Origin of the sequence: Neomelitea salexigens DSM 19753 (assembly GCF_000422345.1) — a bacterium.
Classification (GTDB): Bacteria; Pseudomonadota; Gammaproteobacteria; order Pseudomonadales; family Spongiibacteraceae; genus Spongiibacter; species Spongiibacter marinus_A.
Genome location: NZ_AULP01000001.1, coordinates 524971 through 547800, shown reverse-complemented (window position 1 = coordinate 547800; position 22830 = coordinate 524971). Strand labels below are relative to the sequence as shown.

General features: G+C 55.6%; 25 protein-coding genes. 19 read left to right on the top strand and 6 right to left on the bottom strand.

Annotated elements, in window-relative coordinates:
* Nucleotides 1–50: 50 nt before the first annotated feature.
* From H573_RS16795 to H573_RS16790, 3 genes are read left to right on the top strand one after another with little or no spacing between them, the layout of a single operon-like run.
* Nucleotides 51–1964 (top strand): TonB-dependent receptor plug domain-containing protein, encoded by a 1914-nt coding sequence (locus tag H573_RS16795; RefSeq protein ID WP_161624231.1) that lies wholly within the window; start codon nucleotides 51–53, stop codon nucleotides 1962–1964.
* Between the two features lie 11 nt (nucleotides 1965–1975).
* Nucleotides 1976–2515: a YfiR family protein gene (locus H573_RS0102625; RefSeq protein WP_161624230.1), complete on the top strand. Its 540-nt coding sequence runs from the start codon at nucleotides 1976–1978 to the stop codon at nucleotides 2513–2515.
* Complete coding sequence (locus tag H573_RS16790) at nucleotides 2515–4068, top strand: ATP-binding protein (protein ID WP_051170906.1); 1554 nt, start codon at nucleotides 2515–2517, stop codon at nucleotides 4066–4068. Before H573_RS0102625 ends, H573_RS16790 begins: the two co-directional genes overlap by 1 nt.
* A 15-nt stretch (nucleotides 4069–4083) precedes the next feature.
* Here the strand turns inward: H573_RS16790 and H573_RS0102615 are convergent, their stop codons facing one another.
* Nucleotides 4084–4782 carry a hypothetical protein gene (locus tag H573_RS0102615; protein ID WP_027872901.1) on the bottom strand — a complete coding sequence of 233 codons (699 nt, stop codon included), beginning with the start codon at nucleotides 4780–4782 and terminating at the stop codon, nucleotides 4084–4086.
* A gap of 118 nt (nucleotides 4783–4900) precedes the next feature.
* On the opposite strand from H573_RS0102615, the gene H573_RS0102610 reads away from it, so the two are divergent.
* Complete coding sequence (locus H573_RS0102610) at nucleotides 4901–5689, top strand: SDR family oxidoreductase (RefSeq protein WP_027872900.1); 789 nt, start codon at nucleotides 4901–4903, stop codon at nucleotides 5687–5689.
* 91 nt (nucleotides 5690–5780) lie between these two features.
* Nucleotides 5781–6935, top strand: coding sequence for a helix-turn-helix transcriptional regulator (locus tag H573_RS0102605; RefSeq protein WP_161624229.1), 1155 nt, complete (start codon nucleotides 5781–5783; stop codon nucleotides 6933–6935).
* Here the strand turns inward: H573_RS0102605 and H573_RS19640 are convergent.
* The gene (locus H573_RS19640) at nucleotides 6932–7450 is read right to left on the bottom strand and encodes a hypothetical protein (RefSeq protein ID WP_154653819.1); all 519 of its coding nucleotides are present in this window, start codon (nucleotides 7448–7450) and stop codon (nucleotides 6932–6934) included. The genes H573_RS0102605 and H573_RS19640 overlap by 4 nt on opposite strands.
* A 105-nt stretch (nucleotides 7451–7555) precedes the next feature.
* On the opposite strand from H573_RS19640, the gene H573_RS0102595 reads away from it, so the two are divergent.
* The gene (locus H573_RS0102595) at nucleotides 7556–7861 is read left to right on the top strand and encodes a DUF1244 domain-containing protein (RefSeq protein WP_420853751.1); all 306 of its coding nucleotides are present in this window, start codon (nucleotides 7556–7558) and stop codon (nucleotides 7859–7861) included.
* A 6-nt stretch (nucleotides 7862–7867) separates the two neighbouring features.
* Here the strand turns inward: H573_RS0102595 and H573_RS0102590 are convergent, their stop codons facing one another.
* Nucleotides 7868–8269 carry a hypothetical protein gene (locus tag H573_RS0102590; protein ID WP_027872897.1) on the bottom strand — a complete coding sequence of 134 codons (402 nt, stop codon included), beginning with the start codon at nucleotides 8267–8269 and terminating at the stop codon, nucleotides 7868–7870.
* A 102-nt stretch (nucleotides 8270–8371) separates the two neighbouring features.
* Here H573_RS0102590 and dinB point away from each other — a divergent pair, with 102 nt between their 5' ends.
* Complete coding sequence (gene dinB, locus H573_RS0102585) at nucleotides 8372–9472, top strand: DNA polymerase IV (protein ID WP_234701823.1); 1101 nt, start codon at nucleotides 8372–8374, stop codon at nucleotides 9470–9472.
* A 47-nt stretch (nucleotides 9473–9519) separates the two neighbouring features.
* Here dinB and H573_RS0102580 read toward each other — a convergent pair whose 3' ends face one another.
* The 3 genes from H573_RS0102580 to flgA form a co-directional block, all read right to left on the bottom strand.
* Nucleotides 9520–9912 carry a flagella synthesis protein FlgN gene (locus H573_RS0102580; protein ID WP_027872895.1) on the bottom strand — a complete coding sequence of 131 codons (393 nt, stop codon included), beginning with the start codon at nucleotides 9910–9912 and terminating at the stop codon, nucleotides 9520–9522.
* Entirely contained in the window at nucleotides 9909–10214 is a 306-nt protein-coding gene (flgM, locus tag H573_RS16780) for a flagellar biosynthesis anti-sigma factor FlgM (RefSeq protein ID WP_036255477.1), read from the bottom strand. Before flgM ends, H573_RS0102580 begins: the two co-directional genes overlap by 4 nt.
* 79 nt (nucleotides 10215–10293) lie before the next feature.
* Nucleotides 10294–10989, bottom strand: a complete 696-nt coding sequence (gene flgA, locus H573_RS16775) for a flagellar basal body P-ring formation chaperone FlgA (RefSeq protein WP_051170903.1) — start codon at nucleotides 10987–10989, stop codon at nucleotides 10294–10296.
* A gap of 328 nt (nucleotides 10990–11317) precedes the next feature.
* Between flgA and flgB the strand changes: the two genes are divergently transcribed.
* From flgB to H573_RS0102505, 12 genes are all read left to right on the top strand, one after another.
* On the top strand, nucleotides 11318–11722 hold the full coding sequence (flgB, locus tag H573_RS0102560; protein ID WP_027872894.1) for a flagellar basal body rod protein FlgB: 405 nt from the start codon (nucleotides 11318–11320) through the stop codon (nucleotides 11720–11722).
* 3 nt (nucleotides 11723–11725) lie between these two features.
* On the top strand, nucleotides 11726–12127 hold the full coding sequence (gene flgC, locus H573_RS0102555; protein ID WP_027872893.1) for a flagellar basal body rod protein FlgC: 402 nt from the start codon (nucleotides 11726–11728) through the stop codon (nucleotides 12125–12127).
* A gap of 10 nt (nucleotides 12128–12137) precedes the next feature.
* Complete coding sequence (locus tag H573_RS0102550; protein ID WP_051170901.1) at nucleotides 12138–12803, top strand: flagellar hook assembly protein FlgD; 666 nt, start codon at nucleotides 12138–12140, stop codon at nucleotides 12801–12803.
* Between the two features lie 55 nt (nucleotides 12804–12858).
* Nucleotides 12859–14076: a flagellar hook protein FlgE gene (gene flgE, locus H573_RS0102545; protein WP_027872891.1), complete on the top strand. Its 1218-nt coding sequence runs from the start codon at nucleotides 12859–12861 to the stop codon at nucleotides 14074–14076.
* A 30-nt stretch (nucleotides 14077–14106) separates the two neighbouring features.
* Nucleotides 14107–14847, top strand: coding sequence for a flagellar basal body rod protein FlgF (locus tag H573_RS0102540; protein ID WP_027872890.1), 741 nt, complete (start codon nucleotides 14107–14109; stop codon nucleotides 14845–14847).
* A 12-nt stretch (nucleotides 14848–14859) separates the two neighbouring features.
* Entirely contained in the window at nucleotides 14860–15645 is a 786-nt protein-coding gene (gene flgG / locus H573_RS0102535) for a flagellar basal-body rod protein FlgG (protein ID WP_027872889.1), read from the top strand.
* A gap of 12 nt (nucleotides 15646–15657) precedes the next feature.
* Complete coding sequence (flgH, locus tag H573_RS0102530) at nucleotides 15658–16341, top strand: flagellar basal body L-ring protein FlgH (protein ID WP_036255647.1); 684 nt, start codon at nucleotides 15658–15660, stop codon at nucleotides 16339–16341.
* An 11-nt stretch (nucleotides 16342–16352) separates the two neighbouring features.
* On the top strand, nucleotides 16353–17471 hold the full coding sequence (locus H573_RS0102525) for a flagellar basal body P-ring protein FlgI (protein ID WP_027872887.1): 1119 nt from the start codon (nucleotides 16353–16355) through the stop codon (nucleotides 17469–17471).
* A complete protein-coding gene (locus H573_RS16770) occupies nucleotides 17472–17888 on the top strand; it encodes a rod-binding protein (protein WP_051170900.1) in 417 nt (138 codons plus the stop codon). It abuts the gene before it with no gap.
* Between the two features lies 1 nt (nucleotide 17889).
* Nucleotides 17890–19776 (top strand): flagellar hook-associated protein FlgK, encoded by a 1887-nt coding sequence (flgK, locus tag H573_RS0102515; RefSeq protein ID WP_027872886.1) that lies wholly within the window; start codon nucleotides 17890–17892, stop codon nucleotides 19774–19776.
* Between the two features lie 12 nt (nucleotides 19777–19788).
* Nucleotides 19789–20982 (top strand): flagellar hook-associated protein FlgL, encoded by a 1194-nt coding sequence (gene flgL / locus H573_RS0102510; RefSeq protein ID WP_027872885.1) that lies wholly within the window; start codon nucleotides 19789–19791, stop codon nucleotides 20980–20982.
* 242 nt (nucleotides 20983–21224) lie between these two features.
* Nucleotides 21225–22730 (top strand): flagellin N-terminal helical domain-containing protein, encoded by a 1506-nt coding sequence (locus H573_RS0102505; protein ID WP_027872884.1) that lies wholly within the window; start codon nucleotides 21225–21227, stop codon nucleotides 22728–22730.
* Nucleotides 22731–22830: the final 100 nt, after the last annotated feature.

The window sequence follows — 22830 nt, the reverse complement described above, 5'->3', positions numbered from 1 at the left end:
TGTAATAGTCATCCACTGAGCTAATAACAACAATGACGCGGACAATGGTTATGCGCCTTTCAATGCAAACGGGTATTGCGCTCGGCCTGGTTACATTCTCGTTGAGCGCCGCTTCGTCAACAATGCAGCTTGCGTCGTTGGAAACACTTGGCGAACTCAGTCTCGAAGACTTAATGGATATCGAAGTAGTATCCGCGTCCCGGCGGGCGGAGCCTTTGCAAGATACCGCCGCGGCAGTGTTTGTATTGGACGCAGAGGACATTCGCCGCAGCGGCGTGCGCACACTTGCCGAGGCCCTGCGGTTGGTGCCGGGGCTGCAAGTAGCAAGGGTCGATTCGCATAGCTGGGCAGTAACTGCTCGCGGCTTCAACAGCACACTTGCCGATAAGCTCGAAGTGTTAATGGATGGCCGCAGCTTATACACCCCGTTATTTTCTGGCGTGTTTTGGTATACCCAGGATACGGTGATGCGCGACATAGAGCGCATTGAGGTGATACGTGGCCCCGGCGCTGCGCTTTGGGGAGCGAACGCTGTCAATGGCGTGGTGAATATCGTTACGCGCTCAGCCAAGGACACGCTCGGTGGGTGGGTCGCCGCGGGCGGCGGCGGAAACTATCGGGGCTATGCCGAGGCGAGGTACGGCGATGAATTTGCCGGGGACGGTTTCTATCGTGTCTACGCCAAAAGTCAGTGGCACAGCGAACAGCAGGCTGCCAGTGGCGGGGATAGCGGTGATGAGTGGGTACACCGTCAAGCGGGATTTCGCAGTGATAATAAATTATCGGATGCGCTGCGCTTAACCGTTCAGGGTGATGCCTACCGCGGCCACCTCGCCGTGCCGACAGGGGGTAAGCAGGAATATCACCGTGGCGAAAACCTGATCATGCGTCTAAGTCAGCAGCACACCGACACGGCGAATTCAGAATACCAACTCGTCTATGATCGCAGCACTTTTAACAATCGATTGAATTTCTCTGAGGAGCGACGCCTGCTGGATTTTGAAGTGAAGCATAATCGCCAGATCGGGCAGCGGCAGGAGCTGGTTATCGGCGGTGGCTTTAGATTTAGTCGCGATCACATCGGCGATGTTAACCCCTTTCTCACCGACTTTAGCCCTCGCAAGCGCGATGACGAGACCTATGACTTGTTTATCCAAGATCAGATCAACTTTTTAAACAAGCGCTTGCGCCTCACTCTGGGCGCTAAACTCGAGCACAACGATTACAGTGGCGATGAGCTGCAGCCCAGCATTCGCCTGCGTTACAAAATTAATCCCGACAGCACGGTATGGGCAGCTTGGTCTCGGGCGGTTCGTATACCTAACCGCCTGGATCAAGATGTGTCGTTTTCCGGTGGCTTTTTCCTTGGTGATCGCAGTTTCCACTCCGAGGAATTGGCAGCGGTTGAGGCGGGGTATCGTCGGCAGTTGAGTGGCAGTTTGTCCGTAGACATCGCCGGCTTTTACAACGAGTACGAGGAGCTGCGGGGGCTCACTGATGACCTGACAAACCCTCAGACGCCGCCACCGATATTAATCGATAATGTTGGCAGCGCGCGCAGTCACGGTATTGAGCTGACGGCGCGGTGGCGAGCAAGAGCAAACATCGAGTTACTGACCAGCTATCGCTATTTCGACCTGGATGCTTCCACCCCCTCGGGCAGTTTGGATCAGTCTATTGCTGATGCCGATGCCAACGATCCAGGCCATCAGCTGAAAACGCGCCTGGATTGGGATATCAATGATCGCTGGTCGCTGTTCCTCGCGGCACGGTGGATTGGCCCTCTGGATGATCAAAATGTTGAAGCCTTCGCGGCGATTGATATGAATGTGATGTGGCGTATCAACGACCAGCTCGAAGCGTCTGTGCGCGTGAGTAACCTCAATGACGATGCCCATGCGGAGTTTGGTGGCGGCGTAGAAATACGGCGCAGTGTCCAAGCGCAATTGAGCTGGATGTTCTGATGATTTGGGGCATGCGGTTCTGCGTAATAGCCTTGGCGTTGAGCTTGGCAGGCAATGCACTTGGGCAAGGCCTGGAGCAACGTGTTAAGGCGGCATATTTGGTTAATTTTACGCGCTTCATCGATTGGCCCCCAGAGACTAAACGGGGCGGCGAGGAGGCCGTTGAAATATGCGTGGTCGGTAATCGCGATATTGCCATCGCGCTCTCCGCGTTAATAAAGTCGAAACCCAGCCGTGACGTCCGCATACGCAGTCGCTTGATACTTCTTCCTGAGCAGAGTGAAGGATGCGATGTGCTGTATCTCGCTGACGACAGCGGAGAGCTACAGCGCTACTGGCTGCAAAAATTACCCCAGGACCACATCTTAACAATCGCCGATAACGGCGACTTTATTGACGCGGGTGGCATGATCAGCTTTGTTATCGTGTCGGGTAAGCTGCGCTTTGATATCAATCAGGCCAATATCCACCGCTCTGGTATGTCGGTGAGTTCGCGGCTTTTGAGTTTGGCGAGAACGGTGCGCCGCTCTGCTGCGAAGGGCAGTTCCTGATGCTGAGGGATTTGCCGATACAGAGAAAAATACTGGTGTCGATCGTCGGCACGGTCACGATAGTGTTGGTGATCATCGAAACGGTTTTCGTGCTATATAACTGGTTTAGTGTACGAGAAACAGTCCATAAGAATTTACTGGCAGTTGCCGAGGTTTTTTCGCTCAATACAACGGCGGCAATGAGTTTTTCAGACTCCCAGGCCGCCGAGGAAATACTGTCATCGCTGCGTGGCATGCCGGAAATTCATCGCGCGTGTCTTTATCAAGGGGAAGCCAAACAAGCGCAGTTATTTGCCAGTTATGTGCGTGGCAGTGATGCCAAAGACTGCCCGCTAAGCCTGTTAGATGTGAAAGCCTCCAAGCTTCAGGTGCTTACAGTGAATCGCGATGTTTGGCTCGGCAGCGAGCGCTTGGGGCGCCTGGTGATTGAACGTCAGCTTTCCGACCTGTGGGCAAGCACTCGCCTTGATATTATGTTGCTGCTGCTTATGCTGCTGCTTAGTGTTGGTATTGCTTTTGTTATATCCAATGCCTTGCAGAAGCTAATTGCTGGGCCGATTCTTGCGTTGCTCGACACCACGCGAAAGGTGTCGCTGTCGGGTGACTACAGTTTGCGCGCGGACAAGCATGGCGACGATGAAGTCGGGGAATTAATCGATGGCTTTAATGTCATGCTTTCCCACATTGCCACGCGCGATACTGACTTGGCGAGAGCGAAGGAGGAACTGACACTCCGCATTCATCAGGCCGACGCGGCGAATACTGAACTTCGCAAGGCCGTTGAGGACTTGAACCGAACGCAGAAACAGTTGGTCGCCACTGAAAAAATGGCCTCACTGGGTGGCCTAGTGGCCGGTGTGGCGCATGAAGTGAATACCCCCGTTGGCGTGAGTGTCACGGCCGCGTCGACGCTGCGAGCCGAGAGTATAGAGGCAGAGCAGGCCTACAACGAGGGGAAATTGACCGGCAGCGGTCTGAAGCATTACTTCGAACACTGCATGCAATCCACCGAAATCATTCTCAATAATCTGCGCAGAGCGGCAGACTTAGTGCACAGCTTTAAACAGGTGGCGGTGGATCAAACCAGCTTTGAACGCAGGAAATTTAATCTAAAAAGCTATTTTGATGAAACGCTGCTGAGCCTGCGGCCAAACTTAAAAAATACGCAGGTAGCCGTAGAAATAGACTGCGATGCGTCACTGGAGGCCAACTCGGTACCTGGCGCGATCTCGCAGATATTTACGAATTTGTTGATGAATTCCCTCATGCATGCCTATCCAAGCGGCGAAGCCGGCCGCATACGCGTGGTGGTAGCCGAATGCGACGGCGATATTGAAATCTGCTACAGCGATGATGGCTGCGGTATGGAGGAAGAGGTCCGAGAAAAGATTTTTGAACCGTTTTTCACCACCAAGCGCGGCGCAGGGGGGAGTGGCCTAGGTATGCATATTGTTTTTAATCTTGTCAGCCAACAGTTGAAGGGGCAGGTTGAGGTTTTGTCTGCCTTAGGGGAAGGAACTGAAGTTCGCATTCGCTTCCCGTCAGGTCTTTAAACATCTACCTTGGCCTTAGAACCGATAACTCAGTGCGAGCATCGCGATGGGCAACAGGTTCAAGTCATCCAATTCATTTTCAACTTCGCGCTGTTCGGCGGCCACTTCCTCTCGACATTGCTGGTTGGTGTTGCAGCTTCCCGTCGAGCGGATCTTGACGTTGGCGTCCCCGAGATAGGCAACGCCCAAGTCGGCGCTGAAGTGAAAACCTTGCCCGGCAGCCCTGGACCAGCCAATACCTAGGTAGGGACTCACGGGTTCGAAGTCGATGTTGGTAATAACATCACCGAGTATCGCAGGCGAAAAGCGGCTGTTGCCGAACTCACAGTTTGTGGTGCCAGGTACCGGAGAGTTTTCTTCGCAGCGAGTAATGATCTTCGCGGAGCTGTTGTTAATCAATATGCCTGCACTGACCCGAAACCACTTGCCACTGGGGTGCCAGTCGGCCAGTAGATAGGCATTGCGCAGATCGACGTCGCTTTTGTAGCTGAGCTCATCGCCCTCAATACCGTTGTTGTCATCCCCTTCGAAGTCCAGTTTAAAACTGCCGTACAAGGCGCCGCCGCGAATGGCGAGTTGCGGCGAAAAGCTGTACCCAAGCTCCGCGCCACCGCCAATCGTTGAAGCCTGTAAGCGCAACGATGTGTCGGCTAGCGCAGGCGTGCTCACGGCCAGGCAGAGTAGTGCTGAGGTGGTATATCGACGTAGGTGCATGGATTCCTCGCTGTATATTTTTGCTTGGCGCCTCCACCCATTCGGGTGGTGCTGCTCGGGTCGAGCCTAGGTAGGCTTCAGGGACAAGTAATTCGAATAATTAAACAGGATAGTCAAAATGTTGCTTAGAGACAAAGTCGTCATTGTGTCGGGTATCGGTCCAGGCTTGGGGCAGGAACTGGCTCTAGAAGCCGCGCGTCAGGGGGCAAAAGTGGCGATGTGTGCCCGCACGGCCAGTAAACTGGATGACGCTGAAGCCCTGATTCGCAGTGAGGGCTTGGACAATGCGGTACTGAAGGTGGCTACCGACATTAGTGACCGCAAGCAATGTGCAGAGTTGGTTGCTAAGACAATTGCTGAATTTGGCCGCATCGACGTGTTGTTTAACAGCGCCTACAACCCCGGAAACTTTGGGCCTATCGCTGAGGCGGATTTGGACAGCTGGCGAGATGCTATGGATGTAAATTTCTTCGGCACCATGGGGCTGACGCTTGAAGTCGTGCCACAAATGAAGAAGCAGGGCGGCGGCGCGATCGTGATGATCAACACCATGGTAACCCGCAAACCCATGCCGACTCAGGGCGGCTACGGTGCCTCCAAGGCCGCGCTTGCCAGTGCAACCGCTCACCTGGCTTTAGAGCTGGGGCCCGACAATATTCGCGTTAATTCCGCCTATATGGGCTGGATGTGGGGTCCCTCGGTAGAAGGCTATTTTCAAATGAATGCCGAAGCGGGCGGCCCCAGTGTCGAAGAGCAAAAAGCCGCTGTTGCCGCCAATATTCCGCTGCGCCGTATACCTGATGACGGTGACTGCGCCAAAGCCGCTGTGTTTTTGGGCTCGGAGTACTCCCGCGCGCTGACTGGTGCTGCGCTCGATGTGAATGGTGGCGATTTCTTGCCACATTAAACCGCCGCGAGGATTTAATGCGCGATAGATGAATTCCCCGCGGTCAGCGCTTAGAATCGAGGCTATTGCATCACAATGGCCTCGATCTTCTATGTCTGAGATTTCTATCTCGCCACGTATGGATTCCCTGCTGCGTGCGCTCTACGGCGGCACCTTGGAAACGCCGCCCTGGCAGGCGTTTCTGGATCAGCTCAGGGACGCTTTGGGCGGTAACTATGCGACCTTGCTACTGCGACCGCCGAATGAGCACGACCCCGGCGTGATACTCAATGCGCTGGTGGTCTCGCCGGAAATCTATCGCGCCTACAACGAGACCTATTTTGCCTTAGACCCCTTTGTAAACCTCCCCGATGGCGATGTTGTTACCGTTGCTGAGTACATGTCGGCAGAGGAGTTCGAGGCGTCTGAGTACTATCAGAATTATATAGAGCCAGCCAATGTGCGGCATATCTTGGGTGCCGATTTATGGCACGGCGAGGAGCTGTTGGCACGGCTGCGCGTCACGCGGCCGGAGAGCCGCGAAGATTTTGGCGCGCGGGAGAAGGCCCTGTGCAAGCAACTGTTGCCGCATATTAAACAAGCGGTGCAAATCCACTCCCGGTTACGTGAAAGTGAGCGCGAGCGGGTGCTGTATGCCAATACCATCGACAGCTTGTCGGTGGGCGTGATTACTCTGGATGCCAACGGCGATAGCTTAAATAGCAACCCAGTCGCCGAGCGCCTGTTAGCACAAGGGCGCGGTGTCGCATTGCAAGGAGGACGCCTGAGTTTTGAAAATCGACGTGAGCAGCAAGACTTCAAAATGCTACTTGGCGAGGTAATACAGGCGCATCACCAGCGCGAGGCGGGCTGTGTTCGCGCCTTTCGTCTCGCAGATGCCAGCTCATTGAGTGGTTTAAGTCTGCTGATACGACCACTGCCGCACAGTGACCACGGTGGTGAGCGGCGTCCGGCCGTTGCGGTGTTCATTAGTGACCCGATGGCACCGCGTCAGGCACCCAGTGATGTGTTAATCGAACTATTCGGTCTAACACCCGCTGAGTCTAAGTTAGCGGTGCGACTGGTTAACGGGCAAAGCCTGGACGAGGCATCGCTCAGTTTAAATATTTCTCGGAATACGGCTAAGTCGCACCTGAGCTCGGTATTTTCTAAAACCGGCGTCGCGCGGCAAACGCAGTTAATTCAGTTGATTTTGAATAGTGTCGTCACGCTGGCCGGCGAGCCGGCCAGCGATCGTCACGACTAGCTGGTGGGCGCTTTTTTAGCGGCTGCCTTTTTGGCTGCGGCCTTTTTAGCTGGTGCTTTTTTTGCTGGGGCTTTTTTAGCAGCAGCTTTTTTGGCGGCCGCTTTCTTAGGCGGGTTTTTCTTATCGAAGTCGCGCGCAGCATCGCGGGCAGCCTTAGCCAGAGCCTTGGCACGCTGGTAGTCAGCCTTTAAATCCTGCATCTGTTCGCGGGCCATAATGACCAGCGCCTTGGCATCCACCTCAAGCTCGCGCGCAGAATCCACGGCCTTGTGAGCGCGCTCGACCTGACGCTGTATGCGAGCATCCATGTTTTCCTTGGCTTTCTTTTGCAGCTCGCGCAGCTTTTCCTGCTCCTGGCGAATTTTCGCTCGCGCTTTTTCAGTTTGCGCCTTGGCGCGCTCCAGTGCTTTATCCGCGTCGGATATTAAGCGGTCGCGTAGCTTTTCTACTTTATCTTCCAGAGATTCAATCTCCCGGTTGATCAGCGCTACAGGGTCTAGTTTTTGTTTAGCCATGCTTTCTGACTCCGTCATAAAGTGTGGGGGTACGTCGCGAGCAGGAAGTCTGTTCGTTGGCTTAACATAGCAAATTTCCTGATAATGAACAGAGTAATGCAGCGAATGAGTGAACAAATTATGAACAAGTCACAGAGCGATGCGATAGAAGCAGCGGTTTTTCGCCGCTTGCTCGAGCATTTAGACAGTCGAAAAGATGTGCAAAATATCGACTTAATGAACCTGGCGGGCTTTTGCCGTAACTGTTTGTCTAAGTGGTATGCAGCCGCAGCCGAGGAGCAGGGCATAGAGGTGGATTACGATGCGGCTCGCGAAAAAATCTATGGGATGCCGTATTCGCAATGGAAATCGAAATACCAAACTGAAGCCAGCCCCGAGGCGCTGGCAGCGTTTAATAAAGAGCAGAAGTGACAGCGCCTAGAGGCCCCCGTTGGGGATAAAGCGATTGCGGCTATTTGCGCGAATCCAGCGCAGGGTCTCAACAGATAGCTTTTCTCCGCGTTTGCGCAACACTTTGTTGATCCAAATGGCGGGGGATTCTGCGCCAGCTTCCCAGCCGCTAATCCGCTCTTCGGCAACAGTTAAGAAGCGAATGAGTGCCAGTAGCTCAGTGTTGTCGAAATCTGCCACAGCGAGTTGCCAGGGCTCAGCAGGGAGTCGCATGACGGCGCTATAGCGCTGCTGCTCCTCCTCAGTGAATGGCGCGGGTAGTTTTGCCAGGGACTCGTCGTCGCTCAGTGCTATGCAGCGCTCGAGAAAGTCTCGATCAATGGTAATAGAGGCTTTTTCAGAGTCCGGGGTCCAACTGCCAATACTCATTGCTACGGCATTCCTTTTTGATTAAACGTGGGTGGTTTGGCGCACAGTATACCTCACTACCATGAGTGACAAGCGCTAGCTGCTCACGTAAAGTCTGTATATTTGTACAGTATTTTGCTTAAGCGGGTTTTCTGCGCCATGGTGTCGGTGCTCAACACGAGAAAGATCATTCATTGCGACTGCGATTGTTTTTACGCTTCGGTAGAGATGCGTGATGATCCGCGTTTGCGCGGTAGACCGATTGCCATTGGTGGCAAGGCCAGCCGGCGCGGCGTGATCGCTACCTGCAACTATGAGGCGCGCGCCTATGGTGTGCACTCGGCAATGCCGACCGCAACCGCATTGCAGCGCTGCCCGCAGCTGATTTTGGTCGCGCCGAATATGGATAAGTACCGCCATGTTGCTGCGCAGATTCGTGAAATATTTAGTCGCTACAGCGAGCTGATCGAGCCGCTGTCTCTGGATGAAGCCTACCTTGATGTCAGCGACTCGCCGCACTTTCAGGGCAGTGCCAGCCGTATTGCCGAAGCGATTCGCCAAGCGGTAGCCCGCGAAGTGGGAATCACCATTTCCGCGGGCGTCGCACCGAATAAATTTTTGGCGAAGATTGCCAGCGACTGGCAAAAACCTGACGGGCTTACGGTGATACGGCCCGATCAGGTCGATGACTTTGTTCGTGCGCTGCCAGTAACCAAGATTCACGGCGTTGGCAAAGTGATGGCGACGAAGTTGGCGGCATTGGGCATTGAAAACTGCGAGCATCTGCAAGGGTGGAGTGAGCTGGCCTTAGTGGAGCGTTTTGGTCGCTTTGGACGGCAGTTATATGGCTATGCGCGCGGCGAAGATTCGCGGCCAGTAAAGGCCGAAAGGCAGCGCAAATCGCTGAGTGTTGAGCGCACGTTTGCTGAGGATCTGTCTCCCGGGGAGGCCGCGGATGCAGCGCTTGCTCAGCTCATTGACGAATTGCAGCGGCGTTTGCGGCCACATGCTGAACAGGCTATCGCGGGCGCTTTTGTTAAGTTGAAGAGCAGGGAATTTAAGGTAACTACCATCGAATTGCGCCAGGAAGGCAAGCTAGACCCCGCCTGCCTGCCACCGCTGATGATACAGGCCTGGGAGCGATTGCATTCCCCGGTTCGCTTGATTGGTGTGGGTGTTCGTTTCGCCGCGCCAGTAGAGCAACAGCAGCTCAGCCTTTTCTAGCGACGGCTGGCGCCGGCGCGGTGCTGATAAGATTGCGTTGTTCGTATTCAGGCTTCGCCAAGGCGTCTGCTGTAGGCTGAAGCGCCTGTTTGGCCATCGGCGCCATAGGTGCGCAGGGCGGGGCTGCCAAGCCCTAAAATTTGCATGGCCTGCTCGTTGTAGTCTTGCTGTCGGCTAAGCAGGCTGCCAATACGCTCATTCAGGTCGCGACAGCGGCGCAGGCTCTGAGTCACCTCCGCAGTCATTTCTCTGTCCGGCTGCTGCTGTTGGCGCAGGCGCTCGAGAGTCTCCAGTTGTTGGCAGCAATCCATTTTTTGTTCCGCAAGCTCGCGCAGGCGGTCGGCGTCGCTGTGGTCGCGCAGCACTGTAAGCTCTTCGTTTAGTAGAGATTCAAAGCGCTGGCTATGGGCCAGTAACTGTTGCTCGGTATCGGTCATCATGCGCTGGGGTCTGTAAGCCGTTCTAGGTCGACAAAGGCTTTTGCCACCTGTTCGCTGTCGACAGTGAACTCACCGTTGCGAATTGCGGTTTTAATCGCTTCCACTTTTTGGCGGTCGATGCCGTCGCTGCCGGCAATTGCGGTGCGGGCACGATCAACCAGGCTGCTATCAGCGGCTGACGCGGTTGCCGATTCTAGCGGCGAGTTGGCGCCGGTATCCGCGGCGTTGGTCGCATTAGCAGACGGATTACTGTCGAGCCTTTTGGGCTGGCCGAGTGGGCCGCCATTAATTCGATCGACCATGATAATTCCTCATTACATTGGCGTTGATGGTATGCCTTATTCCGGTTAACGGCAGCTATCGATAAAACTTTAGCCTTTTTTATTCGATTCGTACCGTATTACCGCTAATGACAATACCCTCTAACTGCTTGCCTGAACTGATATTTTCCACCCGTATTCGAGCACCCTTGGCTGCGTCCTGCAGGGCGCGGCCCTTCATGCTGACCTTAATGGCAGCACTGCGGCTAATGAGCTTGAGCTCTTGTCCTTTCTTTATCATCGCTGGGGCCTCAAGCATATTCGCGGTGATAACCGCGCCCTGGGGAATGCTGCGTCGGCTGAGCATTCCCTGCCCACCAAGGCCCTTTTGGTATCCGTATGACAGGCTGGACACATCGCGCTCTGTCCAAGTGATATCCGCTTCAGTCACTCGCTGGCCGGCAGCGATAGGGTGCTTACTTACCATGACCTTAGTGAAGGCCGCGATCGTTACCGGCAGGTACACCTTCCAGGCCTTAACACCTTCGCAGCGCACGCCTACCGTCGTGCGCCGCCGTATGCTCGCTCCGGGCGGCAAAAAGGCCTGCAGTCGCTGACTACATTTTGCCAGGCGGGTGCGGGGGTCGAGTTCGCCCACAGTGATGCGAGTGTTTTCATTTTGCCAGGGATGGCGTTTGGCAATGAACTGGCGGGCGGTGGCACTAATACGTTGCGCTGACTCCACCCCAGCGTTCGCCAGAGCGCTCGGGCAGACACTGCTCAGGAGGGCGATGGTGATTGCTACGCGCCAGATCATGACAACTTATTTCCTCACTACTAGTTTGCGGCGCCAAGTTTTTGTCAGCGCGGCGGCTTTATGACGTAAGCAGCAATTGCTATGCCAGTTTTGCAAATTAGGGAGAGTGTTAGAGAGCGCGACAAAGACTTGCCGCTTGTCAGTCAAACAGGCGGCAAGGGCTTGCCGAAAAACCGACGGTTTGTTGGCGCTGACTTCATAAGGTGTTGAAAAATATAGAAATAAAAAAGTGGCACGCGCTTTGCGTCGGACATGTCGAACGCCAAAGGCTTTGCGCCCTTATCCAGTGTATCGGCAGCGCAGCCCATAACTTTAGCGAGACAGATTTATGGCGATTAATTTTGATAAGGCACTCGGTATACACCAGCAGGCACTGCTGCTTCGCCAGCAGCGCACCGAACTGCTGGCCGCCAATATAGCCAATGCTGACACGCCCGGCTACAAGGCGCGCGATATCGACTTTAAACAGGCACTGGGCCAGGCAGCGCAGGGCCAACAGTTGACGCTCAGTCGCAGCAATGCGGCGCATATTACCGAAGCGGTTGCTCCGGCGGCGGGGCAGGCGCCGGTGATGTACCGCATGCCTCAGCAGCCTTCGGTCGACGGAAATACAGTGGAGAGCCATGTGGAGCAAGCGGCATTTGCCGATAACAGCATGCGCTATCAGGCCACTATGAGTTTTCTGAGTAGTAAGTTCTCTGGAATTAAATCGATTCTTCAGGGAGGTCAATAAACGATGGCGAACCCCCTTGATATTGCCGCTGCGGCGATGAACGCACAAATGCTGCGTTTGAATACCACCGCCAGCAATATGGCAAACGCGGATACGGTGGCCAGCAGTGAACAGGCTGCCTACCGGGCAAAGCAGCCGGTTTTTGCCACCGTGCTAGACGGCCAGCAGGGCGTCGCCGGCGTCGAGGTTGTGGGTATTAGCGAGAGTAACGCCCCTGTCCCCAAGCGCTACGAGCCGGGCCATCCGATGGCGGATGAGCAAGGTTATGTCTACGGCTCCAATGTGAACACCGTTGATGAAATGGCCAATATGCTGTCCGCCTCCCGTTCATACCAGAACAACGCGGAAGTGTTTTCCACGGTGAAGACCCTGACCTTGCGGGCATTGCAGCTCGGTAAACAGTAGGAACTGAATAATGGAATTGCGAACGCTAGAACAATTGCAGCAGCAGAGTGCGGCGAGTACGGCAAAAAAAGAAGCTTCTTCGCTGGGGCAAGACGACTTCATGAAACTGATGCTGCAGCAACTTAAGAATCAAGACCCGTTTAAACCCACCGACAACACAGAGTTTATCAGTCAGATGGCGCAGCTAACGTCGGTGAGCGGCATCAGCGAAATGAATGAAAACCTGACTGCACTGACGAGTTCGCTGTACGGCGGTCAACTGCTGGATGCGTCCTCGCTGATCGGCAAAGAGGTTCTGGTCGGCAGTGATGTTGTCGCCCTGCCATCAGAAGGTGCAGTAAACGGTCAGGTAACACTGCCGGTGAGCACGCAAGCGGTCGATGTCGAGATTTTGGCGCCATCTGGTGAGGTGTTAGGCAAGGTGGCGTTAGGGCCACAGGCCGCCGGAGCGGTGTCGTTTCGTTGGGATGGTAGCGGCCTGGACGGCGAGCGTTTGCCCGCAGGCAATTATGTAATTCGCGCGCAATACCTGAACGGCAACAGTGTAGAGGCCTTGCAGACGGATATTCGCAGCCCCGTACGCAGCGTGAGTTTGCCCAGTGGCGGCGGTAGCCCCACGGTGCAAATTGATGGTGTCGGTGCGGTCCCGATGTCGCAAATAAAGGAAATTAGCTAGGCGCTTCGGCGCATTCATTGATCAATTCGCGAGTGATCGCAGCAGGAGTATAACTATGAGCTTTCGTATTGCATTGAGTGGACTGAACGCAGCGTCATCGCACCTGGACGTCACCGCTCACAATATTGCCAACGTTAACACCACCGGCTTTAAAAGTTCCCGAACATCCTTTGCCGATGTGTATGCAACATCCAACAACGATGTGACCAAAACCACGCCCGGCGCAGGTGTTCGTTTGAATACCATTGTCCAGCAGTTCTCGCAGGGCAACATCGACTTCACCGACAACAACCTGGACCTGGCTATCAGTGGCGAAGGCTTCTTCACCATGAAGGGCTCAAGTGGCGTGACCTATACGCGCGCCGGCGCTTTCAGTGTCGACCGAGAAGGCTTTGTGGTGAACAACAATAACGACCGCTTGCAGGTCTACCCAGCAACCTCGAACGGCGATTTTGCCACCGGCTCGCTCTCAGATTTGCAGCTGCAGGTTACAGAGAATGCGCCGCAGGCCTCTAGCCGCGCTGATATAGGCGTGAACCTGCCCGGTGATGCGCCGATTCCCACTTCGACCCCATTCGACCCGACCGTGGCGTCCAGCTATAACCACGCCACGTCAATGACGGTGTATGACTCGCTGGGCACATTGCACACAGCAACGCTGTACTTTGTGAAAGACCCCGCAGCGAATACCTGGCAGCAAAATGTCTATATCGACGACAACCCGGTGAGCCTGGGCAATACCCTGTCATTTGATAATACCGGTACCTTGCAAAGCCCCGCTTCGGGCATTGTGACCGTGCCTTCCTACGACCCTAACAACGGCGCGGCAGCGATTGACCTGTCGCTGGATTTCACCTCATCAACGCAGTACGGCAATGAGTTTGGCGTGAACAGCTTGCAGCAGGACGGCTTCACCACAGGGCGATTGACCGGTATTGAAGTGGCGAGCAACGGCGTCGTGTCGGCGCGCTTTACCAACGGTCAGTCATCACAGCTGGGTAAGGTCGCACTGGCGGGCTTCTCTAACCCCAATGGCTTGCAACAGCAGGGTGACACGGCCTGGGCAGAGACGTTTTCTTCCGGTAGCCCGCGTGTTGGCGAGCCGGGTAGCTCTAACTTTGGTCTGCTGCAGGCGGGTGCATTGGAAAGCTCCAATGTCGATCTTACCGAGCAATTGGTAGAGATGATCACCGCGCAGCGTAACTTCCAGGCGAACACCCAGATGATCCAGACATCTGACGCCGTTACTCAGGCGATTATTAATATCCGCTAAGGCGGGTATTCATCGCTTTAGGAGGCAGGTATGGACCGGCTACTTTATCTAGGCATGACCGCGGCCAAACACACGGAAATGGCGCAGGCCAGCAATGCCAATAACCTGGCAAATGCCAGCACGGCGGGTTTCCGGGCGGACTTCCATGCGCTGATGTCAAAGCCGGTAGAGGGAGCGGGCCATCAAACACGCGTCAACTCGGTGGTTGAGTCGCGGCTGAGCGACTTCAGTGAAGGCACCTTGATGACCACCGGTCGCGATCTGGATGTGGCGATTCGAGGGCAGGGCTGGTTCGTTGTTCAGGACGCCCAGGGTGAGGAGGCACTGAGCCGCCGTGGAGACCTTCACCTGACGGCCGACGGCATGCTGATCAATGGCGCCGGACAACCCGTGATGGGCGATGGCGGACCGTTGGCGGTGCCTGAACACGACAGTTTGACGATCGGCAGCGACGGCACAGTGTCGATAGTGCCACTGGGTCTTGGCCCTGAGTCGTTAGTGACCGTCGACCGCATTCGTTTGGTCAGCGCCGAACCTGAACAGTTGCGCAAGGGCGAAGACGGTTTGATTCGAACGCTCGATGGCACCACGCCAGCCGCCGATGCCAGTGTTCGTGTTTCGCCGGGCACACTGGAAGGCTCGAACGTGAATACCGTTGAGGCAATGGTCAATATGATCGAACTGGCCCGGCGTTTTGAAATGCAGGTGAAGGTGATGAATACCGCAAATACGGTATCCGAAGCCGGTGCGCGCCTGATGAGAATGGAATAAGAGGATAAGTTTATGAATTCATCATTGTGGGTAGCCAAAACCGGTCTCGATGCGCAGAACACGCGCATGCAGGTGGTCAGTAACAACCTGGCGAACGCCAATACCACTGGGTTCAAGCGCGACCGCGCGTCTTTTGAAGACCTGCTCTATCAAAACTACCGTCAGGTGGGTGGGCAATCTTCCCAGCAAACTCGTCTGCCCAGCGGTATGCAGGTCGGTACGGGGGTTCGGGTGGTGTCGACTGAGAAAATTTTTAACCAAGGCACCATGACGCAAACCAATAACAACCTGGATTTAGCGGTCAATGGCAACGGCTTTTTCCAGGTGCGGATGCCAGATGGCAGCCTGTCTTACACCCGCGATGGTTCATTCCAATTGGACGATCAAGGGCAGATCGTTACCAACAGCGGCTACATCGTTGAGCCGGGTATCACGGTACCTGCCAATACGCGCAGCATTACCGTCGGCACCGATGGGGTTGTCAGCGCGATGATCGCCGGTGATTCCGCGCCGGTGCAATTGGGCAGCATACAGTTGGCCGACTTTATCAATCCGGCTGGCTTAGAAGCGCGCGGTGAAAACCTGTATCTGGAATCGGCCTCCAGCGGCGCGCCGCAAACTGGCACGCCCGGCCTGAGCGGTTTGGGCACGCTGGCGCAAGGGGCGCTGGAAGGCTCCAATGTGAATGTGGTGGAAGAGCTGGTGAATATGATCGAGACCCAGCGCGCTTATGAGATGAACTCCAAAGCGATTTCCACCAGCGACCAAATGATGCAGTACGTGAATAACAACCTGTAAGTGGGCAATGCCATGAACCTATCACGCTACTTCCGCCTCTTTCTGATCGCCGCTGTGGCTTTGCTCACGGCCTGCGCCCAAGCACCAGAGCGCGACGAACAGGTGTGGGAGTCACAGTTGCCGGAGCAGCAATACAGCAACAGCGAAAATCCCGGTTCGATCTACCAAGCAGGCTATGGCATGAGCCTGTTTTTGGATCGCCGCGCCAGGCAGGTAGGGGATGTCATCACCGTCATTTTGTCCGAGAAGACGGATGCCAGTAAGCAGTCCAACACGGCGACGGCTAAAGAGAGCAATATCTCGGTACCCACTGTGACGCTACTCGGCAGAGGGGTGACTCATAACGGCACGCCAGTGCTGTCCACCGGCGTGTCCAGTGACCAGGATTTTGCCGGGCAGGGCAGCAGCAGCCAGAGCAACAGCCTGACCGGCAGTATCACCGTTACCGTGTCACAGGTGTTGCGCAATGGCAGTCTGCGGGTGCGCGGTGAGAAGTGGGTAACCATCAATCAAGGCGATGAGTTTATCCGCATTCAGGGCATTGTTCGCCCCGAAGACATTGCCGCCGACAATTCGGTGCCTTCGTTCAAAGTTGCCGACGCACGCATTACCTACAGCGGCAAAGGAGCGCTGGCCGATGCGAATTCCATGGGCTGGCTGGGGCGTTTGTTCCAGTCAGTGCTGTCACCATTTTGAGGGTGAGAACGATGAATAACCACCGCCCGTCTCTATTTCCACGCCTGATAGCAGTCGTGCTTTTCATGCTGGCGATACCCGCATCAGCTGACCGCGTGAAAGACTTGGTCAATGTGGCCGGTGTGCGTGAAAACCAACTTGTAGGCTACGGCTTGGTAGTGGGCTTAAGCGGCACCGGAGACCAGACCAGTCAGGCGCCGTTTACCATACAAAGCATTCGCAATATGTTGACCGGCTTTGGCGTGCGCGTTCCAGACAATGTGAACCCGCAGCTGAAAAATGTCGCGGCGGTAACCATTCACGCCAATCTTCCTGCCTTTGCCAAGCCGGGGCAGACCATCGATGTGACGGTGTCGTCGATCGGCAACGCCGCCAGCCTGCGCGGGGGCAGTTTGCTGATGGCGCCGATGATGGGCGCCGACGGCCAGGTGTATGCCGTCGCCCAAGGCAGCTTGTTGGTCAGTGGGCTAGGGGTTGAAGGCAATGACGGCTCCCGCGTGACAGTGAACATCCCCAGTGCTGGGCGCATCCCTAACGGCGCGATTGTCGAACGTCCTGCGCCAAGCCAAATGGCCAGCAATGGTGAGGTCATGCTGAATTTAAAAACGCCGGACTTCACCACTGCGCGTCGTCTGTCGGAAAAAATTAATGAGTTTTTTGGCGCCGGTACGGCCAGTGCAATGGATTCGGCGACGGTCAAAGTACTCGGCCCCTCCAGTGCTGACCGCCGCGTAACATTTATCTCCATGCTTGAAGAGCTTGAGGTCGACCCCGCCGAAGCCCGCGCCCGCGTAGTGGTGAATTCCCGCACCGGTACCATCGTTATTGGTGGCAATGTACGGGTGATGCCCACGGCAGTGACGCATGGCTCGCTCACCGTGTCGGTGACCGAGCGGGTCGATATCAGTCAGCCCAATGCCTTTGCCGATGGTCAAACCGTTGCGGCCGGGCGCTCCAGTATCGATGTCGCAGAAAGTGGCTCGCGAATGTTCTTGCTCGATGCCGGCGTCACACTGGAAGAAATTGTTAAGGCGATCAATCAGGTCGGCGCGGCTCCCGGAGACTTGGTGGCGATTCTCGAAGCACTGAATCAGGCTGGCGCGCTGCGCGCCGAGTTGCTGGTGATTTAAATGGATATTTCAAAGGCGGGTAATTACCACGACTTCTCGGGCCTGGCCGCGCTGCGCAGCGAGGCGCAAGCCGACAGTGAACAGGCAATTGCGCCAGTAGCTCGCCAGTTTGAAGCCCTGTTTTTGCAAATGATGCTAAAAAGCATGCGCGACGCCGTACCCGAGGGTGGGCTCTTCGACAGTAATGGCGGTGAGCTCTACCAGGAAATGCACGACAAACAGCTTTCCGTCACGCTCTCAGAGCAGGGCGGCATTGGTTTGGCCGATGCCATTGCTCAGCAGCTTAGTGGCAGTGGTGTCGCACCTGCCGCAGCGTTAACGGAGCAGGGCGCGCAACTTCGTCAGCAGGTGTTAACGAAAGCCGCTCAAGTGTCGCCGCTAACGGTCGATAACTTGGCAGTGAAACGAGGAATTTAACATGGCAGATATGTTGGGTAATGCGCTATCTGCCCTGGTGTCATATCAGCGGGCGCTGGCGACCACGAGCCACAATATTGCCAATGCCGACACAGAGGGCTACAGCCGCCAGCGGGTAGATTTTGCGACGCGAATCCCCCAGCAATCGGGTGACCTGTCTATTGGCTCCGGTGTGAAGGTGAGCGATGTACGCCGCGTGTACGATGAGTTTGCCAACGTGCAAATGCGCAACGCCAGCGGCGCATTTAGCCAGCTCGATAACTTCTACCAACTAGCAACGCAACTGGATAACAGTCTGTCCGATCCGGAACTGGGGATCAGCGCTGCGCTATCGCGCTTTTATAATAGTGTGCAGAATCTTGCTGACGACCCTGCGTCAATTCCCTCGCGGCAATTATTGTTGTCTGAAGCTGAGAGCCTCGGTGGTCGATTCGCTGAATTTTCGGCGCAATTAGAGGGGTTGAGCAAAGAGGTCAATGCGCGTATTCAGAGCGATGTAAACGATATTAATGACCTCGCTCAGGAACTGGCCGACATCAATGGCTTGGTTGTCGAAGCGCAAGGAAAGTTTGGCGCCGCACCCAACGACCTGCTCGACCAGCGCGATTTGGCCTTACAGCGCTTGAATGATCTCGTCTCCATCAAGACGGTGCAGCAGGATGACGGCGCAACCAATGTATTTATTGGCAACGGCCAATCGTTGGTGCTCGGCGAAGAGGCTCGGTCAATGACCACCACTCGCAGCCCTTTTGGTTCAGATCGGCTAGAGCTGGCGATGGCATCGAGTCCACAGTCGCCGATCAGTGAGGTGCTTTCAGGCGGCAGTCTCGGCGCGTCGCTGAGCTTTCGGGACGGTCTGCTGGATTCAACAAAAAATGAACTGGGGCGCATTGCAACAGCGCTAACAACCTCGCTCAATCAGCAAAATAGCCAGGGCTTGGATCTGGACGGCAATCTGGGCGCGGATATCTTTAATACATTGAGTCCGTCAGCAATCGCTGCCACGGGCAATGCGAGTAGCGCCCAACTCTCGGCAACGATTGAAGATATCTCAGCCTTAGACGGCCGAAACCTGTTGGTGCAGTTTGATGGCGCAGCCTGGTCATTTCAAAATGCGGCTAATGGCCAACAAATTTCTGCCTGGAGTGGCAGCGGCACGGCAGCCGACCCCTTTCTGATTGATGGCGTGTCGCTGACCTTGGACGCCCCCGCGGCGGCGGGGGATCGCTTTTTGGTGACGCCGACCGCTGATGCCGCCGGGCAGGTGGCAGTGATAATGAGTAACCCGGCGCAGCTGGCGGCAGCGGCGCCAACGCGCAGCGGCGCTGACGGCGCCAATACCGGCGCAGCGCAAATTACCGAAACGCGTATTGTCGATGCCAGTAATCCAAACTTGTCGGCGTCCGTTGCCATTGAGTTTTTGGATGCGAATACCTACCAAATTAATGGCAGCGGCAGTTTTAGTTACAGCCCCGGCGCAGAGATTGTCGTCAACGGCAATGCCGTGGCGATTACCGGTAGCCCCATCGCGGGTGATCGTTTTTACATTGAGGCCAACAGCGGGGCGAGCGGCGACAACCGAAACATGCTTGCCATGGCCGCCGTGGAAGACAGCAAGCTGCTAGACGGCGGTGCCAGCAGTGTGCAAAACGCGGTGAGCGGCTTAGTTGGTGATATCGCGGTGGCCACGCGCAGCGCGGAGCTGAACCGCGACTCACAGGAAAATCTGCTTCGTCAGACCCGCGAAAATGTCGAAGCCATCTCCGGCGTCAACCTCGATGAGGAGGCGGCCAACTTGTTGAAATATCAGCAGGCTTATCAGGCGGCTGCTCAGGCAACGAGTATCGCCAATCAATTATTCCAGAGCCTGATTAGCTCGTTTCGCTAGTGGGGGAGTAGGGTGAGAATTTCCACAGCGCAAATTTATGCCGGCGGCTTGAGTGCGATGCTCGAACAGCAGAGCAAGCTGCTTGATACCCAAACCCAGCTCGCGACCGGGGAGAAACGCCTGTCGCCCGCCGACGACCCAGTGGGTGCCGTACGCAGCCTGGAACTCAGTCGATCGCTGGACCGTAGCGAGCAGTTTCAGCGCAATGCAGTGATCTTGGACAACCGGCTGCGCATGGAAGAGTCCACCTTGGCGGAGAGCGTTGAAATTATGCAGCGGGTGCGCACCCTGGCCCTGCAGGCGAATAACGCCAGCCAGGACAATGATTCGCGAATGGCCATTGCTCGAGAATTAGAACAACAAGTCGACAGCTTGTTGGCGTTGGCCAATACCCGCGACAGCGACGGCCGCTATATCTTTTCCGGCTATCAGCAGGACACCCAGGCGTTTAGCCGAGATGTAAACGGCTTTCGTTACAATGGCGATGACGGCCAGCGTTTACTTCAGGTTGGGGCGAACCGCCAGCTGGCAGATACCAGCCCGGGCTCGGAGCTATTCACCGGTATTGCCAATGGCAATGGCCGTTTTCAGGCTATTGCCGGGGCTTCGAATACGGGCCAAGCGGTGATCGATGCGGGTGCCGTCAGCGATCAGCAGCTGTATAACGGCGATGCCATCGATATTGTTTTTATCTCGCCAGATCAATATGAGTTGCGTGACAGCTCCGCTGCAGTTATCGCAACGGCCAGCTACCGCAGTGGCGATAGTATCGATGTTGCGGGTATGACGGTGAGTATTCAGGGTGAGCCAGCGGTGGGAGACAGCTTCTCATTGCGTGCCAGTGAGGCCGAAGATGTGTTCTCAATGGTTGCCAATTTAGCGCAAACGCTTGCCGAGCCGCGCAGTGGCAGCGCCAGTCGCGCACTGCAAACCTCGTCAATAAACGGTGCCCTGGCGAACATTGACCAAGCCCTCGACCACCTTATCGCTAAGCAGGCGGACAGCGGTGCCAGAATGCAGGCGCTGGATCGGCAGCGCGAGGTGAATGAAAGCGTGAACCTGCAGGTTCAACAAAACCTGAGTGTGATTAATGACCTGGACTACGCCGAGGCGGTATCGCGGTTTGAGCAACAGCGCCTCGGTTTGCAGGCGGCTCAGCAAGCCTTTGCGAAAGTTCAGGGATTGTCATTGTTTAACTACCTTTAAGGTCTAGCGCCCTCCTAAATTTTGGAAAAGGCCAATGGCGGTAAGCCCCGCCGTTGGCTGACTACGTAGCCCTACCTAGCTTCTCCTTCCTTTACTACGTAATTACCCGTAGAGAGCAAAAAAAACCATAAAGTTCGCCACGCCAGCGCCGTTATATAGGCTGAAAGCAACGCGCAGTCACTGCGGCTGGGCAAGATTAAAGACTAGCGTCTTTACCGAAATAAAGTGGAAGGAGAGTCATCATGGCCCTTAGCATCAATACAAATGTTGCCTCGTTGAACGCCCAGAGAAACCTGTCGCGCTCACAGGAATCACTCAGTACCTCATTGCAGCGCCTCTCGACTGGCCTGCGTATCAACAGCGCAAAAGACGATGCAGCCGGCCTGGCGATCAGCACGCGCTTCACTACGCAGATCAACGGCCTGAACCAGGCAGTGCGTAACGCTAACGACGGTATCTCACTCGCGCAAACCGGTGAGGCCGCGCTGGATGAGATCACCAACAACTTGCAGCGAATTCGTGAGCTGGCCGTTCAGGCTGCCAACTCAACTTACTCGTCTTCAGACCGCGCGGCACTGGATGCAGAAGTACAGCAGCGCTTGGCTGAGATCGACCGCATCGGTGGTCAAACTGCCTTCAATGGTCAAAAGATCCTCGACGGTAGCTTCGGCAATGCCAGCTTCCAGGTGGGTGCCAACGTAGGGGAAACTATTTCGGTGAGCCTTAACACCGGTGTGCGCTCAAACCAGATCGGCCAAATCGCAACCAGCACAACCAATGCCCAAACATTGCTGGTGGATACGTCTGCCGCCCTTACTGAAGGCGGAACCAGTATCTCAGTGGGTGGCGGTACAGCGATCTCCGTCGGCGCGAGTGAAGACCTTTCCTCTACTGGTGCTGGCCGCGAAGCCAACAGTGCCTACTCTAAAGTACAGGCTATCAACTCTGCCGGGGTTACTGGGCTGACTGCGACGGCGTCTACTTCGGTGGATTTGGACTTCACTACCATCACTGCTGCCGGTTCTGACTCGGGTTACGAGTTGAACATCAATGGCGTCAACATCTACGACGGTAGCGTGCCTACGGGTAATATCTCAGGCACCAATGTGGCCGATGCCATTAACCTCCAGGCGGATGATACGGGCGTACGCGCAAGCTTCACCGGCGGTGTGTTAACCCTGAGCGCTGACGATGGCCGCAATATCACCATCAATCAGAATACCACCGGTAACACCACTCAGCAGGGTATTACCGATGCGACAGTGGTTGCAAACGACGGTGCGAACGACACCTACGCCGCAGCGGGCGATACCACTAGTGTGATCAGCGGTAACATCACCTTGTCGGCTTCTGAAGCGATTCAGGTAACGGGCGAAACGGAGCGCTTGGGCTTGAACGCCGCGGATGCCACTTTCGACATTGCAGTGGACTCAACGACCCTGAGCTCGGTGAGTGTGACGTCGGTCGCGAACTCTGAAAACACCATCCAGCGTGTGGATGCGGCACTGACCTCGGTAAGTGATCTGCGCAGCACCTTTGGTGCAGTGCAGAACCGCTTTGAATCCACCATTACCAACCTGCAGACGATCTCTGAGAACCTGTCAGCGTCACGCGGCCGGATTCTGGATGCAGACTTCGCTGCTGAAACGGCTAACTTGACCAAGGCGCAGATCCTCCAGCAGGCCGGCACTGCGATCCTTGCTCAGGCAAACTCACTGCCCCAGGCAGCCCTGAGTCTGCTCCAGTAAGTCGCAAACCGCCCGCTCGGATGAGCGGGTAATTTGGCCCCGCACCGGGTGATGTATTTCGAATAAGGGCCGCAAGGCCCTTTATGTGCTTCGCAAAATC